This window comes from Streptomyces sp. WG7 (assembly GCF_049975785.1).
Classification (GTDB): Bacteria; Actinomycetota; Actinomycetes; order Streptomycetales; family Streptomycetaceae; genus Streptomyces.
The window spans coordinates 83804-98832 of sequence record NZ_JBNGGE010000012.1 but is presented as its reverse complement, the minus strand read 5'-3'; the positions used below and the strand labels follow the sequence as shown (position 1 = coordinate 98832).

Here is a 15029-nt window from a genome sequence, read left to right as displayed (position 1 = left end):
TGTTCCACTCAAGTCAGCTGGAGGTTATTCACCATGGCACGTGCGGTCGGCATCGACCTGGGCACGACTAACTCCGTCGTCAGCGTTCTGGAGGGCGGCGAGCCCACCGTCATCACCAACGCCGAGGGCGCCAGGACCACGCCGTCCGTCGTCGCCTTCGCCAAGAACGGTGAGGTGCTGGTCGGCGAGGTGGCCAAGCGCCAGGCGGTCACGAACGTCGACAGGACCATCCGCTCGGTCAAGCGCCACATGGGCACCGACTGGAAGGTCAACCTGGACGGCAAGGACTTCAACCCGCAGCAGATCAGCGCCTTCGTGCTGCAGAAGCTGAAGCGGGACGCCGAGTCCTACCTGGGCGAGAAGGTGACCGACGCGGTCATCACCGTCCCGGCGTACTTCAACGACGCCGAGCGCCAGGCCACCAAGGAGGCCGGTGAGATCGCGGGCCTCAACGTCCTGCGCATCGTCAACGAGCCGACCGCCGCCGCGCTGGCGTACGGCCTGGACAAGGACGAGCAGGTCATCCTGGTCTTCGACCTCGGTGGCGGTACGTTCGACGTCTCGCTGCTGGAGATCGGCGACGGCGTCGTCGAGGTGAAGGCCACCAACGGTGACAACAACCTCGGTGGTGACGACTGGGACCAGCGCGTCGTCGACTACCTGGTCAAGCAGTTCCAGTCCGGCCACGGCGTGGACCTCGGCAAGGACAAGATGGCCCTCCAGCGCCTGCGCGAGGCCGCCGAGAAGGCCAAGATCGAGCTGTCCTCGTCCACCGAGACCTCGATCAACCTGCCCTACATCACGGCGTCCGCCGAGGGCCCGCTGCACCTGGACGAGAAGCTCACCCGCGCCCAGTTCCAGCAGCTGACGTCCGACCTGCTGGAGCGCTGCAAGACGCCGTTCCACAACGTCATCAAGGACGCCGGCATCCAGCTGTCCGAGATCGACCACGTCGTCCTCGTCGGTGGCTCCACCCGTATGCCCGCCGTCGCCGAGCTCGTCAAGGAGCTGACCGGTGGCAAGGACGCCAACAAGGGCGTCAACCCGGACGAGGTCGTCGCCATCGGCGCCGCCCTGCAGGCCGGTGTCCTCAAGGGCGAGGTCAAGGACGTCCTGCTCCTCGACGTCACCCCGCTGTCCCTCGGCATCGAGACCAAGGGCGGCATCATGACCAAGCTGATCGAGCGGAACACGACGATCCCGACGAAGCGTTCGGAGATCTTCACCACCGCCGAGGACAACCAGCCCTCCGTGCAGATCCAGGTCTACCAGGGCGAGCGCGAGATCGCGGCGTACAACAAGAAGCTCGGTATGTTCGAGCTGACCGGTCTGCCGCCGGCGCCCCGCGGCGTCCCGCAGATCGAGGTCGCCTTCGACATCGACGCCAACGGCATCATGCACGTCACGGCGAAGGACCTCGGCACCGGCAAGGAGCAGAAGATGACCGTCACCGGCGGCTCCTCGCTGCCGAAGGACGAGGTCGACCGGATGCGCCAGGAGGCCGAGAAGTACGCGGAGGAGGACCACGCCCGCCGCGAGGCCGCCGAGTCCCGCAACCAGGGCGAGCAGCTCGTCTACCAGACGGAGAAGTTCCTCAAGGACAACGAGGACAAGGTCCCGGGCGACGTGAAGACCGAGGTCGAGGGTGCCGTCGCCGAGCTGAAGGAGAAGCTCAAGGGCGAGGACACCGCCGAGATCCGCACGGCCACGGAGAAGGTCGCCGCCGTCTCGCAGAAGCTGGGCCAGGCCATGTACGCCGACGCCCAGGGCGCGCAGGCCGCCGGCGGCGAGGCCCCGGGCGCGGGTGCCGCCTCCGGTGACAAGGACGACGATGTCGTCGACGCCGAGATCGTGGACGACGAGCGCAAGGACGGTGCCGCGTGACGGAGGAGACCCCGGGTTTCGAGGAGAAGCCCGACGTCCCCTCCGGCGCCACTCCCGACGACGCCGAGCCGAAGGCCGCCTCCGAAGAGGGGGCGGCCCCGGCCGGGGACGCAAGCGAGAACGCGGGCCTGCTGGCCCAGCTGGACCAGGTGCGCACGGCGCTGAACGAGCGCACGGCGGACCTCCAGCGGCTCCAGGCCGAGTACCAGAACTACCGCCGCCGGGTCGAGCGGGACCGCGTCGCGGTCAAGGAGGTCGCCGTCGCGAACCTCCTGTCCGAGCTGCTTCCCGTACTCGACGACATCGGCCGGGCCCGGGAGCACGGCGAACTCGTCGGCGGCTTCAAGTCCGTCGCGGAGTCGCTGGAGACGACCATCGCCAAGATGGGCCTCCAGCAGTTCGGCAAGGAGGGCGAGCCCTTCGACCCGACGATCCACGAGGCCCTGATGCACTCCTACGCACCGGACGTCACCGAGACGACGTGCGTGGCGATCCTGCAGCCCGGGTACCGGATCGGCGAGCGCACCATCCGCCCCGCGCGGGTCGCGGTCGCCGAGCCGCAGCCCGGTGCGCAGACGGTCAAACCGGCCGAGGAGAGCACCGAGGCCACGGACGGCTCCGACTCCGCGGACAACGCGGGGAACGCCGGCACCAAGGAGAGCGGTGGCCCGGACGAGGGCTGAGCTTGAAGTGACGAAAGAGGCGCGAGAGGAGGGACGTCGGGGATGAGTACCAAGGACTTCATCGAGAAGGACTACTACAAGGTTCTCGGCGTCCCCAAGGACGCCACCGAGGCCGAGATCAAGAAGGCGTACCGGAAGCTCGCCCGCGAGAACCACCCGGACGCCAACAAGGGAAACGTCAAGGCGGAGGAGCGCTTCAAGGAGATCTCCGAGGCCAACGACATCCTCGGTGACCCCAAGAAACGCAAGGAGTACGACGAGGCCCGCGCCCTCTTCGGCAACGGCGGTTTCCGCCCGGGGCCGGGCGCGGGCGGCGGCACCTTCAACTTCGACCTGGGCGACCTCTTCGGAGGCGGCGCCCAGGGCGGGGGCCAGGGTGCCGGCGGCTTCGGCGGCGGGCTGGGCGACGTCTTCGGCGGCCTGTTCAACCGCACCGGCGGCGGTCCCGGCACCGGCACGCGGACCCAGCCGCGGCGCGGCCAGGACATCGAGTCCGAGGTCACCCTGAGCTTCACGGAGGCCATCGAGGGCGCGACGGTCCCGCTGCGGATGTCCTCGCAGGCGCCCTGCAAGGCCTGTTCGGGCACCGGCGACAAGAACGGCACGCCCCGCGTGTGCCCGACCTGCGTCGGCACCGGCCAGGTCGCCCGGGGCTCGGGCGGCGGCTTCTCGCTGACCGACCCGTGCCCGGACTGCAAGGGCCGCGGCCTGATCGCCGAGGACCCCTGCGACGTCTGCAAGGGCTCCGGACGCGCCAAGTCCTCGCGGACGATGCAGGTCCGCATCCCGGCCGGGGTCTCCGACGGGCAGCGCATCCGGCTGCGCGGCAAGGGCACGCCGGGCGAGCGGGGCGGCCCGGCGGGCGACCTGTACGTGGTCGTGCACGTCAAGGAGCACCCCGTCTTCGGACGCCGGGGCGACAACCTCACCGTCACCGTCCCGGTCACCTACGCCGAGGCGGCTCTCGGCGGCGAGGTCCGGGTCCCGACACTGGGCGGCCCGCCCGTCACGCTGAAGCTGCCGGCGGGCACCCCGGGCGGCCGCACCATGCGTGCCAGGGGCAAGGGCGCGGTCCGCAAGGACGGCACCCGCGGTGACCTTCTGGTCACCGTCGAGGTGAGTGTTCCGAGGGACCTGACGGGGAAGGCTCGTGATGCGCTGGAGGCGTATCGCGAGGCGACCGCGGACGAGGACCCGCGGGCGGAGCTGTTCCAGGCCGCGAAGGGAGCTTGACGGAGATGGACGGTCGTCGACGCAATCCGTATGAACTGACCGAGGACACCCCGGTCTACGTCATCTCGGTGGCGGCCCAGCTCTCCGGCCTGCACCCGCAGACCCTGCGCCAGTACGACCGCCTCGGCCTGGTCTCCCCGGACCGCACGGCCGGCCGCGGCCGGCGCTATTCGGCCCGCGACATCGAACTGCTCCGCACGGTGCAGCAGTTGTCGCAGGACGAGGGCATCAACCTGGCCGGAATCAAGCGCATCATCGAACTGGAGAACCAGGTCGCCGCGCTCCAGGCCCGCATGGCGGAGCTGCAGGACGCCCTCGACGGCGCGGCGTCGGCGATGCGCCAGCGCGAAGCGGCGGTGCACGCCTCGTACCGCCGGGACCTGGTCCCGTACCAAGAGGTACAGCAGACCAGCGCCCTGGTGGTGTGGCGGCCGAAGCGGCGCGGTCAGTCCCCGGACTGACCGGCCGTACCAGGCAGAACGGCTGTGACGGGCCCGGAGGTTCGACCGAACCTCCGGGCCCGTTCGCAACGGTGATGTCTCATTGGTCTAGTACTTCTTGACGATTTCGTGAAGACAGCGTTGGCTTCCCTCACCTGGGTCACCACAACACCCGTGTGTCGGAAGGTAAGCGCAGTGAACAGCCGTGCCCGTCGTATCGCCATATCCGTGGCCGCGTCCTTGATGACCTTCTCGCTGGCCGCCTGCGGTGCGCTGGACGCGTCGGAGAGCAGTGACGCGGCGAGCCCGACCAAGGGCAACGACATCACGGTGGGACTGCTGCTTCCGGAGAAGGAGAACACGCGCTACGAGCAGTTCGACTACCCCTTCTTCAAGGCGAAGATCGCCGACCTCACGCGCGACGAGGGCAACGTCAAGTACGCCAACGCCGAGGCGAGCCCCTCGAAGCAGGCCGCCCAGATGCAGCAGATGATCGACGACAAGGTCGACGTGATCGTCCTGGACGCGGTCGACGCCAAGTCCATCGGGGACAGCGTGCAGAAGGCCAAGGACGCCGGCATCCCGGTCATCGCCTACGACCGGCTGGCCGAGGGCCCGATCGACGCCTACATCTCCTTCGACAACGAGCTGGTCGGCGAGGTCCAGGGCCGCTCCCTCGTCGAGGCGCTCGGCAGCGACGCGGACAGCTCCGACAAGATCGTCATGATGAACGGTTCGCCCACCGACCCGAACGCCAAGCAGTTCAAGGCGGGGGCGCTGGCCCAGCTGACCGGCAAGGTGACGATCGCCCAGTCCTTCGACACCAAGGACTGGAAGGCGCAGAACGCCGAGGCGAACATGATCGAGGCGATCGAGAAGATCGGCAAGAAGAACATCGCGGGCGTCTACTCCGCCAACGACAGCATGGCGGGCGGGATCATCAAGGCCCTGGAGGACGCGGGCGTCACCGACCTGCCGCCGATCACCGGCCAGGACGCGGAACTCGCCGCGGTGCAGCGGATCGTCACCGGCGAGCAGTACATGAGCGTGTACAAGTCCTACCCGCAGGAGGCCGAGAGCGCCGCGGAGATGGCCGTGGCGCGGGTCCAGGGACGGGACATCCAGTTCGACGCGCTCGCCCGCGACAAGGTCGACAGCCCCAGCCACAAGGGCATCCCCGCGCAGCTCGTCCCCGTCGTCGCCCTGACGCGGGAGAACATCGAGCAGACCGTCGTCGCGGACGGCTTCTACAAGATCTCCGACATCTGCACCGCCAAGTACGCCGAGGCCTGCGCGGAGATCGGGCTGAAGTAGTCCGCTCCGGCCCGGCACCGCCACGCCGGGCACAGTGGCCGCAACCAGCGTTTTCCGGCCGTCGTTCCCTGCGGAGCCGTGTTGCGGACCCGGTCCCGGCCGCGCATAGTTGCGCTGCGGAAGGAGCCGGAACCGGGGGTGGGATGGGCGATGGCCGGGCACGGGGCGGATGAGCATCCACACGGTGCCGACCGGCTGTGCGCGGCCGGGGACCGCATGTACTCCCGGGCCGTACGGCGCGGCCGGGTGCCGCGCCGGGACGCCGAGCCGGTGCCCTGCCTGCTGGAGCTGGCCCTGCTGCACCCGGACCCGGACGACATGGACTGGCTGGTGCCGACCTCCCCGCAGGAGGTCATGACACGGCTGCTGCGCGGGGTCCACGACGAGATGAGCGCCAGCCAGCGGCGGGTGGGCTCCGCGGTGGAGGCCTTCGAGCGGTACGCGGATCTCGGACGGCAGATCCAGACGCCGGCCGCGGCCGGGGGCGCGGCGATCCGGGTCCTCGACGGCCTGGCCCGCATCCAGGGGGCGATGGACGAGGCGACGCAGGCGTGCACGACGGAGGTGCTCACCGTCCAGCCCGGCGGCATCCGGCGTGAGCACGAACTGTCGGAGGGACTGCACCGCGCGCTGGCGCTGCGCGGGCGCGGGGTGCGGATGCGGGACCTGTACACGCACGTGGCCCGGCACGGGCAGGGCCTGCTCAACTACCTGGACCTGATGGGCGACACGGTGGAGGCCCGCACCCTGGACGAGGTCATCGACCGCCTCATCCTCTTCGACCGCACGGTGGCCTTCATCCCCGCCAACACCGACCGCACGATGGCCCTCGAACTGCGCCACCCCGCCCTGATCGCCTACCTGGTCACGGTCTTCGAACGCCTGTGGCGCCTCGCGATCCCCCTGACCGCCCCCCTCCCCGACACCGGCATCGAGGGCATCTCCCACCGCGAGCAGTCCATCGCGGCGCTCCTGGCGGAGGGCCACCAGGACGCGGTGATCGCGGAACGGCTGGGCATCAGCGTCCGCACGGCCCGTGCCCACATCGCCCGTCTCTCGGAGACCCTGGGCGCGGCCAGCCGGACGCAGTTGGGGGTGCGCATAGCCCAGGCCGGCCTGGACGGCTCCCCGCGGAGCGCGCCGCCTCCCGCCGTCGTCAGGGTTCCCGGTCCAGAATCCCCGACCGTCCGATGAGGTAGCCGAGCTGTGCCCGGCTCTCGCTGCCGAGGGTGGCGGCGAGTTTGGCGATGTGGACGCGGGCGGTGCGGACGTTCATGCCGAGGCGGTCGGCTATGACGTTGTCGGTGTGCCCTTCGATGAGGAGTGCGGCTATGGCTCGCTGGCGGGGGGTGATGCCGTTGAGGGTGGGCTGGTGGACGGCTTGCGGGTGCATGGGGGTGGCCAGGCGCCACAGGCGGTCGAACGTGGTGGTGAGATAGGAGACGAGGGCGGGCTGGCGGACCTCCAGTGCGAGGCTGCGGTCCTCGTTGGCGGGGATGAAGGCCACGGTCCGGTCGATGAGGATCAGGCGGTCCGTGACCTCGTCCAGGGTGCGGGCCTGGACGTCACCGCGGAGTTGTTCGTAGCGCGCGAGGATCGGTGGCGCGTGGCGCAGGGTGTGCTGGTAGATGGCCCGGATGCGGCCGCCGCGGTCCAGCAGGTCCTGGTCGCGCCGCAGAGCGGCGTCTCTGTACCGGGTCTTGGACGGTGCGTAGCTGTTGTGCGGCTGAATGGCCAGGACCTCGGTGGCGGCGGTCATGGCCGCGTCGAGGATGGAGCTGATGTGCTCCTTGTCGCTGTGCACGGTGATCAGGGGGTCGGCCGGCGGGGTGTCGTACCGCCCGCTCACCCGCATCAACGGTTCGAATGTCGCGGCCAGTTGCTCCGACCGTCGGCGTTCGTCGGCGACGCGGTCCTCCGAAGCGCGCAGCAGCCTGTGCAGGGCCACGGCGGGTGCCACCGGCTCCAGCCACTCCACGTCGTCCAGCGCGGGCCGCAGCAGGCCGTGAGCGGCGAGGCAGGGTGCCGGCTGTGCGGCTGACGCGCGCAGCCGTCCTTCCCGCAGGGCCCGTACGTACACCTCCGTCCCCACGGCGCACAGGTCCTCCGGGCCGTGCGCGGGGTGCGGGACGGTGGGGTCGGCCGCCGTCTGCCGGTCGTACGTCTCCTCGGTCACGGGTGGCCCTCTCCCACGGGTCCTTGCTGCCCCTGTTCCAGGATCCCCGACTGGGCTATGAGGTAGCCGAGCTGGGCGCGGCTGCCGCTGCCGAGGACCGTCGCGAGTTTCGCGATGTGGGCTCGGCACGTGCGCACGTTCATGCCCAGGCGGCGGGCGATGGCCTCGTCGACGTGGCCCTCCACGAGGAGCTTGGCGATCGAGTGCTGGATGTCGGTGATGCCGTCGGGAGCCGTTTCGTAGGGGGCGCCGGCGGTGAGGGGGACCGCTCGGCTCCAGATGAACTCGAACACCTTGATCAGGTAGCTGACCAGGCCCGGGTGCCGGATCTCCAAGGCGACCTGCCGGTCGTCCCGGATGGGGATGAAGGCCACGGCCTCGTCGCAGATGACGAGGCGTTCGACCAGCTCGTCGATGGTGCGGTACTCGGCCTTCCCGTTCGGGAACTGGTCCACGTAGGCCAGGCGTTCGGGGTTGTACCGCGCCGTGTGCTGGTAGAGGGTCCGGATCCGCACGCCCCGCTCTATCAGCGTCCTGTCGCGTTCCAGGGCTTCGATGAGCCTGCGCTCGGGGTGCCGTGCGCTCGGCTGGACCGTGAGCATCTCGCTCAGGCACTGGTCCGTGGCCAGGTCGAGGGCGGCGTTGATGCGGTCGAGACCCTCCAGCACGGTGATCGAGTGCGTCGGTGCCGCGCCCTGGGCGCTGATGGCCATGAAGGGCTCGAAGGCCGCGGCCAGCTCGATCGAGGTGCGCCTGCGTTCGGAGATCTCGTACTCGATGGGATTCAGCCGTCGGGCGAGGGCGACCGCGGGAGCCACGGGGAGCAGCCAGTTCGCGTCGTCGGGATCGGGGTGGAGGAGCGCGAACTCCATCAGGCAGGGGACGGACTCCGCCTCCCCGCGGGCAATACGTCCGGTCCGCAGGGCGTTCGAGTAGAGGCGTCCGCCCTCCTCACACAGTTCAGTAATGGCATGGGGATGTATCGTTTTGGCCTGATTTGTTGTCAAGTCTCCACCCCCCAGGGTCCTGAACGTGCAGGAACATGATGCACCGATTGTGTGGCCATGACGTGCCTGAATGAGCCATCGTCTTATCCGACGGGGGAAGAGGGGACCTTCAAGTGAGGACGAAGCCGACTATGTCTAAGAGAATGCTTCGCTCGGTGCTTGTCGCCGCCTTCTCCGCCGTTGTGGCCTTCGGAACACTGAGTGGCCTCTCCGTCGAGAAGGGTGACGCTCGAGCGGACAGCGCCTGGTCACTGGCGATGGTGAACGCCTCGCCCGCCGGCGGGGACGGAGAAGCCACCACGGACGACAGTGCGTGGTCGTGACATGACGACACCACCCGACGACCGCTCCTTCCGGCGCGAGATGGCCACCGCCTACCGCTCCGGCTGGCACTTCATCGACCTGGTCACCGCGGTCCCCCACCCCGGTGACTCCCTGATGGTGACCGTCTTCGGTGAGCCGGTCGTCGTCACGCTGGACGAGGACGGCGACGTACGGGCGTACCGGTGCCTCCGGCGGCCGCGAGGGGCGCCGCAGCCCGTGCGGTGTGCCATCCGGTACGGAATGATCTTTGTGAACCTGGACCAGAGGGACCACCGGCTCGCGCAGCCGGAGGTCCCCGAAGTGAGGACCATCTCGGCCACCCCCCGCAGTGCCTGACGCGATTCCCCCGTCGTAACAGATCGCTCAGGTGCTTCCCCCCGGCAGCGGCGTCACCGTGACCTGAACACGGTGACGCCGCTGTCGTTTGCGTGGACATTTCGCGGTATCACATGGTTCCGAGCCTGGCCGAAAAGGCCCTCGCGTCGCGCCTCCGCCAGTCGTGCGAGACGACCCTGGTACCGGCCGAGGGGGCCCGCGCCTCTTTCCCTTGAGTGGAATAGACTCAACTTTGTGTACGTTGTCTGAGTCAGCACTGGGAGACACGGCCGGACCGCCGACGGCCGACGCGAGGAGGAGAGCCAGAACGTGGACGCCGAGCTGACCAACCGGAGCCGGGACGCGATCAATGCGGCCAGCAACCGGGCCGTGACCGAGGGGAACGCCGACCTCACCCCCGCCCACCTGCTCCTGGCCCTGCTCCAGGGGCAGGACAACGAGAACATCACCGACCTGCTCGTCGCCGTGGAGGCCGACCTCGCGGCCGTGCGCGCCGGCGCCGAGCGCATCGTCGCCGGGCTGCCCAGCGTGACCGGGTCCACGGTCGCGCCGCCGCAGCCCAGCCGTGAGATGCTCGCGGTGGTCGCCGACGCCCAGGCCCGCGCCAAGGATCTCGGGGACGAGTACCTCTCCACCGAGCACCTGCTCCTCGGCATCGCCGCGAAGGGCGGCGCGGCCGGTGAGGTACTGGAGGGGCAGGGTGCCAGTGCGAAGAAGTTGCAGGAGGCCTTCCGCAAGGCGAGGGGAGGGCGCAGGGTGACCACCGCCGACCCCGAGGGCCAGTACAAGGCCCTGGAGAAGTTCGGCACCGACCTCACCGCGTCCGCCCGGGAGGGCAGGCTCGATCCCGTCATCGGGCGGGACCAGGAGATCCGGCGCGTGGTGCAGGTGCTCAGCCGCCGTACCAAGAACAACCCCGTCCTCATCGGCGAGCCCGGCGTCGGCAAGACCGCCGTCGTCGAGGGGCTCGCCCAGCGGATCGTCAAGGGGGACGTGCCCGAGTCGCTCAAGAACAAGCGGCTGGTCGCGCTGGACCTCGGCGCGATGGTCGCCGGGGCCAAGTACCGGGGTGAGTTCGAGGAGCGGCTGAAGACCGTCCTCGCCGAGATCAAGGACTCCGACGGGCAGATCATCACCTTCATCGACGAGCTGCACACCGTCGTGGGCGCCGGGGCCGGCGGCGACTCCGCCATGGACGCCGGGAACATGCTCAAGCCCATGCTCGCGCGCGGTGAGCTGCGCATGGTGGGGGCGACGACGCTGGACGAGTACCGGGAGCGGATCGAGAAGGACCCGGCGCTGGAGCGACGCTTCCAGCAGGTGCTGGTCGCCGAGCCGACCGTCGAGGACTCCATCGCGATCCTGCGCGGGCTCAAGGGGCGGTACGAGGCACACCACAAGGTGCAGATCGCCGACAGCGCGCTGGTGGCCGCCGCCACGCTGTCCGACCGGTACATCACCTCCCGCTTCCTGCCCGACAAGGCCATCGACCTCGTCGACGAGGCCGCCTCGCGGCTGCGCATGGAGATCGACTCGTCCCCCGTCGAGATCGACGAACTCCAGCGCGCCGTCGACCGGCTGAAGATGGAGGAGCTGGCGATCGGCAAGGAGACCGACGCCGCCTCCCTCGAACGCCTGGAGCGGCTGCGCCGCGACCTCGCCGACAAGGAGGAGGAGCTGCGCGGCCTCACCGCCCGCTGGGAGAAGGAGAAGCAGTCCCTCAACCGGGTCGGTGAGCTGAAGGAGAAGCTCGACGAACTGCGCGGACAGGCCGAGCGGGCCCAGCGCGACGGCGACTTCGACACCGCGTCCAAGCTGCTCTACGGCGAGATCCCGGCCCTGGAGCGTGACCTGGAGGCCGCCTCCGAGGCCGAGGAGGAGGTCGCGAAGGACACCATGGTCAAGGAGGAGGTCGGCGCCGACGACATCGCGGACGTCGTCGCCTCCTGGACCGGCATCCCCGCCGGTCGGCTGCTGGAGGGCGAGACGCAGAAGCTGCTGCGGATGGAGGACGAGCTGGGCAGGCGGCTCATCGGGCAGCGGGAGGCCGTGGAGGCCGTCTCCGACGCCGTGCGCCGCAGCCGCGCCGGGATCGCCGACCCCGACCGGCCCACCGGGTCCTTCCTCTTCCTCGGCCCCACCGGCGTCGGCAAGACCGAGCTGGCCAAGGCGCTCGCCGACTTCCTCTTCGACGACGAGCGGGCCATGGTCCGCATCGACATGTCGGAGTACAGCGAGAAGCACAGCGTCGCCCGGCTGGTCGGAGCCCCACCCGGCTACGTCGGGTACGAGGAGGGCGGCCAGCTCACCGAGGCCGTGCGGCGCCGGCCGTACAGCGTCGTGCTGCTCGACGAGGTGGAGAAGGCGCACCCCGAGGTCTTCGACATCCTGCTCCAGGTGCTGGACGACGGGCGCCTCACCGACGGGCAGGGCCGTACCGTCGACTTCCGCAACACCATCCTCGTCCTCACCTCCAACCTCGGCAGCCAGTACCTGGTCGACCGGACGACCGGCGAGGCGGAGAAGAAGCGGCAGGTCCTGGAGGTGGTCCGGGCGTCCTTCAAGCCGGAGTTCCTCAACCGCCTCGACGACCTCGTGGTCTTCTCGGCACTGGACAAGGAGGAACTGAGCCGGATCGCGCGGCTCCAGATCAACGCCCTGGCCCGCCGCCTCGCCGAGCGCCGCCTCACCCTGGAGGTCACCGACGAGGCCCTGGCCTGGCTGGCTGAGGAGGGCAACGACCCGGCGTACGGCGCCCGCCCGCTGCGCCGCCTCGTGCAGACCGCGATCGGCGACCGGCTCGCCCGGGAGATCCTCTCCGGCGAGATCAAGGACGGCGACACGGTCCGCGTGGACCGCTTCGGCGACGACCTGATCGTGGGGCCGGCGAGCGGGAAGACGCTGTAGAACCGGTGCGGCGGACGGGCCGGCCCGGCCCGTCCGTCCGTCGCACCGGGCCGGGGCCGGCCCGTCATCCCGGCGGGCGGCGGGCCGCCGCGCCTCACGCGGTGAACGGGCTCACGCGGTGAACGGGCTCACGCGGTGAACGGGCTCACGCGGTGAACGGGCTCACGCGGTGAACGCGCCTCACACGGTGAACGGGCTCACGCGGTGAACGCGCCTCACACGGTGAACGCGGAGAACCGCACCAGGGCGGTGCCGGCGTCCTCGTACACCACGCTCACCCGGACGGCGTGGGCGTCCACGCCGTCCGGCAGACCCCGCGTGTAGTCCGGATCCAGACACAGATCCGCGTCGTCGTCCGCGCAGAACTCGGTCTCGGGTCCGGAGGCGTCCGGGTAGGTGTGCGCGAGCCAGTTCTGGACACCCGTGCGCGGCATGCGGAAGGCCGCGCTGTAATGAGTGTCCTGGAAGCTCTGGAGTGTGCACGTGCCGACCGGCCGGGCGCCGTCCGGCAGGGTGGCCCCGCCGAACGCGAGCGCCTCGGAGCAGGGGACGACGCCGGACGCCCGGCCGCCGCCGTCCCGGTCGTCCGACTCGGACAGGACGAGGCCCACGAGAACGACGAGGAACGGAAGCAGGACCAGCGCCGACAGCGTCACGAGCGCCGCGGACAGTCCCCACCCGGTCCGCCCCCGCGGCACCTCCTCGGCGTCTCCGGGCCCCGTCGGCGCGTTCGGTGTCCGTCTCATGCCCCCGCCTCTGTCCGCCGCACGTCCACCCGTCCGGCCGGATCATGTCAGCCCAAGGCTGACAGGCCCCCGGCGGGCTTGCCACGCCCCTCCCCGCATGGGGGAGGATGGCCAGATCCGTACGAAGGGAAATTCACGGTGACCATCGACCCGTCCTCGATTCCGAACTTCGGGGGCAAGCAGCCCGAGCCGCAGCCGCAAGGACCGGCGGGCCCCGTCGTCCCGGATCAGGATCTTGTGAAGCAGCTCCTCGACCAGATGGAGCTGAAGTACGTCGTCGACGACGAGGGTGACCTCGCGGCGCCGTGGGAGCAGTTCCGTACGTACTTCATGTTCCGCGGCGAGGGTGACCAGCAGGTCTTCTCGGTGCGGACGTTCTACGACCGGTCCCACCAGATCGACGAGAAGCCGCAGCTGCTGGAGTCGGTCGACGACTGGAACCGGCGCACCCTGTGGCCCAAGGTGTACTCCCACACCCACGACGACGGCACGGTCCGCCTGATCGGCGAGGCCCAGATGCTGATCGGCATGGGTGTCAGCCTGGAGCACTTCGTCACCTCGACGGTCAGCTGGGTCCGGGCCGCCATCGAGTTCGACCGGTGGCTCGTGGAGCAGCTCGGCCTCGAGCAGGAGGTCAACGAGTCGGAGAAGCCGACGGACGAGGACGGCGAGTAGTCCGTCCCGTACGCGGGTGAGCCCGGCCCCCCGGCATTCCGGGGAGCCGGGCTCCCGTCGTTCCGCCGTGGCTCATCCGGCCAGCGTCTTCAGCCGTCCCACCGCCTCCTCCAGCACCGACGTACGCTTGCAGAACGCGAACCGGACGAAGGGGGCGCCCGCCTCCCGGTGGTCGTAGAAGACCGCGTTGGGGATGGCGACGACGCCGGCGCGTTCCGGCAGGGCACGGCAGAAGGCGAAGCCGTCGCTCTCGCCGAGGGGGCGGATGTCGGTGGTGACGAAGTACGTCCCGGCGGGGCGGTAGACGCCGAAGCCCGCCTCTTCCAGGCCGGTCGCCAGCAGGTCCCGCTTGGCCCGCATGTCCTCGCGGTAGGCGGCGAAGTACGAGTCGGGCAGCGCGAGGGCCTCGGCGACGGCGTACTGGAAGGGTCCGGAGGCCACGTACGTCAGGTACTGCTTGGCCGAGCGGACCGCCGTGACCAGGGCGGGAACGGCGGTGATCCAGCCGACCTTCCAGCCCGTGAACGAGAACGTCTTGCCGGCCGACCCGATGGTCACCGTGCGTTCGCGCATCCCCGGGAAGCTCGCCAGGGGGATGTGCTCGGCCGTGTCGAAGACCAGGTGCTCGTAGACCTCGTCGGTCACCACCAGCAGGTCCCGTTCCACGGCCAGCTCGGCGATCGCGGCCAGTTCGCCGCGGGTCAGGACCGTGCCCGTCGGGTTGTGCGGGGTGTTCAGCAGGAGCAGGCGGGTGCGGTCGGTGACCGCGTCGCGCAGCTCGTCGAGGTCCAGCCGGAAGGCCGCACGCCCGTCCGTGGAGTGCGGGCGCAGGGTCACGGGCACGCGCGTGCCGCCCGCCATCGCGATGCAGGCCGCGTACGAGTCGTAGTACGGCTCCAGCGCGACGACCTCGTCGCCGGGCTCCAGCAGGGCGAGCAGGGAGGCGGCGATGGCCTCCGTGGCACCGGCGGTGACCAGGACCTCGGTGTCCGGGTCGTAGGACAGGCCGTAACGGTGGTGCTGGTGCGCGGCGACGGCGGTACGCAGCTCGGGAACACCGGGGCCCGGCGGGTACTGGTTTCCGCGCCCGTCGCGCAGTGCCCGTACGGCGGCCTCCCGGATCTCCTCGGGACCGTCGGTGTCGGGGAAGCCCTGGCCCAGGTTGATCGCCCCGGTCCGTACGGCCAGGGCGGACATCTCGGCGAAGATCGTCGTTCCGAACTCGGCGAGCCGGCGGTTGAGGACGGGGCGTGCGCTGGAGCTCATGGGGGTCATGGCGGTCATCCTGCGCCGAAGCTCTGGAG

The 15029-nt window shown here is 70.1% G+C and carries 13 protein-coding genes; 9 read left to right on the top strand and 4 right to left on the bottom strand.

The window, feature by feature from the left end; genetic code table 11:
• The first annotated feature begins 33 nt into the window (after window positions 1-33).
• From dnaK to ACP4J0_RS15405, 6 genes are all read left to right on the top strand, one after another.
• Window positions 34-1884: a molecular chaperone DnaK gene (gene dnaK, locus ACP4J0_RS15430; RefSeq protein WP_426599237.1), complete on the top strand. Its 1851-nt coding sequence runs from the start codon at window positions 34-36 to the stop codon at window positions 1882-1884.
• Window positions 1881-2567 (top strand): nucleotide exchange factor GrpE, encoded by a 687-nt coding sequence (gene grpE, locus ACP4J0_RS15425; RefSeq protein ID WP_426599236.1) that lies wholly within the window; start codon window positions 1881-1883, stop codon window positions 2565-2567. The genes dnaK and grpE overlap by 4 nt, the downstream gene beginning before the upstream one ends.
• Before the next feature lie 42 nt (window positions 2568-2609).
• Window positions 2610-3800: a molecular chaperone DnaJ gene (dnaJ, locus tag ACP4J0_RS15420; RefSeq protein WP_426599235.1), complete on the top strand. Its 1191-nt coding sequence runs from the start codon at window positions 2610-2612 to the stop codon at window positions 3798-3800.
• A 5-nt stretch (window positions 3801-3805) separates the two neighbouring features.
• A complete protein-coding gene (locus tag ACP4J0_RS15415) occupies window positions 3806-4261 on the top strand; it encodes a heat shock protein transcriptional repressor HspR (RefSeq protein WP_426520905.1) in 456 nt (151 codons plus the stop codon).
• Window positions 4262-4435: 174 nt separating this feature from the next.
• Window positions 4436-5554, top strand: a complete 1119-nt coding sequence (locus tag ACP4J0_RS15410) for a sugar ABC transporter substrate-binding protein (RefSeq protein ID WP_426599234.1) — start codon at window positions 4436-4438, stop codon at window positions 5552-5554.
• A gap of 150 nt (window positions 5555-5704) precedes the next feature.
• Window positions 5705-6748 (top strand): LuxR C-terminal-related transcriptional regulator, encoded by a 1044-nt coding sequence (locus ACP4J0_RS15405; protein ID WP_426599306.1) that lies wholly within the window; start codon window positions 5705-5707, stop codon window positions 6746-6748.
• Here ACP4J0_RS15405 and ACP4J0_RS15400 read toward each other — a convergent pair.
• Both ACP4J0_RS15400 and ACP4J0_RS15395 read right to left on the bottom strand, forming a co-directional pair.
• The gene (locus ACP4J0_RS15400; protein ID WP_426599233.1) at window positions 6711-7730 is read right to left on the bottom strand and encodes a helix-turn-helix transcriptional regulator; all 1020 of its coding nucleotides are present in this window, start codon (window positions 7728-7730) and stop codon (window positions 6711-6713) included. The genes ACP4J0_RS15405 and ACP4J0_RS15400 overlap by 38 nt on opposite strands.
• On the bottom strand, window positions 7727-8698 hold the full coding sequence (locus ACP4J0_RS15395; RefSeq protein ID WP_426599305.1) for a helix-turn-helix transcriptional regulator: 972 nt from the start codon (window positions 8696-8698) through the stop codon (window positions 7727-7729). The genes ACP4J0_RS15400 and ACP4J0_RS15395 overlap by 4 nt, the downstream gene beginning before the upstream one ends.
• A 363-nt stretch (window positions 8699-9061) precedes the next feature.
• Here ACP4J0_RS15395 and ACP4J0_RS15390 point away from each other — a divergent pair, with 363 nt between their 5' ends.
• Both ACP4J0_RS15390 and clpB read left to right on the top strand, forming a co-directional pair.
• Window positions 9062-9397: a hypothetical protein gene (locus ACP4J0_RS15390; RefSeq protein WP_426599232.1), complete on the top strand. Its 336-nt coding sequence runs from the start codon at window positions 9062-9064 to the stop codon at window positions 9395-9397.
• Between the two features lie 309 nt (window positions 9398-9706).
• Window positions 9707-12304, top strand: coding sequence for an ATP-dependent chaperone ClpB (gene clpB / locus ACP4J0_RS15385; protein ID WP_426599231.1), 2598 nt, complete (start codon window positions 9707-9709; stop codon window positions 12302-12304).
• A 215-nt stretch (window positions 12305-12519) separates the two neighbouring features.
• Here the strand turns inward: clpB and ACP4J0_RS15380 are convergent, their stop codons facing one another.
• Window positions 12520-13050: a hypothetical protein gene (locus tag ACP4J0_RS15380; RefSeq protein ID WP_426599230.1), complete on the bottom strand. Its 531-nt coding sequence runs from the start codon at window positions 13048-13050 to the stop codon at window positions 12520-12522.
• 138 nt (window positions 13051-13188) lie between these two features.
• Between ACP4J0_RS15380 and ACP4J0_RS15375 the strand changes: the two genes are divergently transcribed.
• Window positions 13189-13725: a YbjN domain-containing protein gene (locus ACP4J0_RS15375; RefSeq protein WP_426599229.1), complete on the top strand. Its 537-nt coding sequence runs from the start codon at window positions 13189-13191 to the stop codon at window positions 13723-13725.
• Between the two features lie 72 nt (window positions 13726-13797).
• On the opposite strand, the gene ACP4J0_RS15370 is transcribed toward ACP4J0_RS15375, so the two are convergent.
• Window positions 13798-15000, bottom strand: coding sequence for a pyridoxal phosphate-dependent aminotransferase (locus ACP4J0_RS15370; protein WP_426599228.1), 1203 nt, complete (start codon window positions 14998-15000; stop codon window positions 13798-13800).
• Between the last annotated feature and the right edge of the window lie 29 nt (window positions 15001-15029).

Excerpts from the sequence above, each read along its gene's own strand:
- dnaK (WP_426599237.1), top strand. The coding sequence starts at position 34 with ATGGCACGTGCGGTCGGCATCGACCTGGGCACGACTAACTCCGTCGTC.
- dnaJ (WP_426599235.1), top strand. The coding sequence starts at position 2,610 with ATGAGTACCAAGGACTTCATCGAGAAGGACTACTACAAGGTTCTCGGC.
- ACP4J0_RS15415 (WP_426520905.1), top strand. The coding sequence starts at position 3,806 with ATGGACGGTCGTCGACGCAATCCGTATGAACTGACCGAGGACACCCCG.
- ACP4J0_RS15405 (WP_426599306.1), top strand. The coding sequence starts at position 5,705 with ATGGCCGGGCACGGGGCGGATGAGCATCCACACGGTGCCGACCGGCTG.
- ACP4J0_RS15390 (WP_426599232.1), top strand. The coding sequence starts at position 9,062 with ATGACGACACCACCCGACGACCGCTCCTTCCGGCGCGAGATGGCCACC.
- ACP4J0_RS15380 (WP_426599230.1), bottom strand. The coding sequence starts at position 13,050 with ATGAGACGGACACCGAACGCGCCGACGGGGCCCGGAGACGCCGAGGAG.
- ACP4J0_RS15370 (WP_426599228.1), bottom strand. The coding sequence starts at position 15,000 with ATGACCCCCATGAGCTCCAGCGCACGCCCCGTCCTCAACCGCCGGCTC.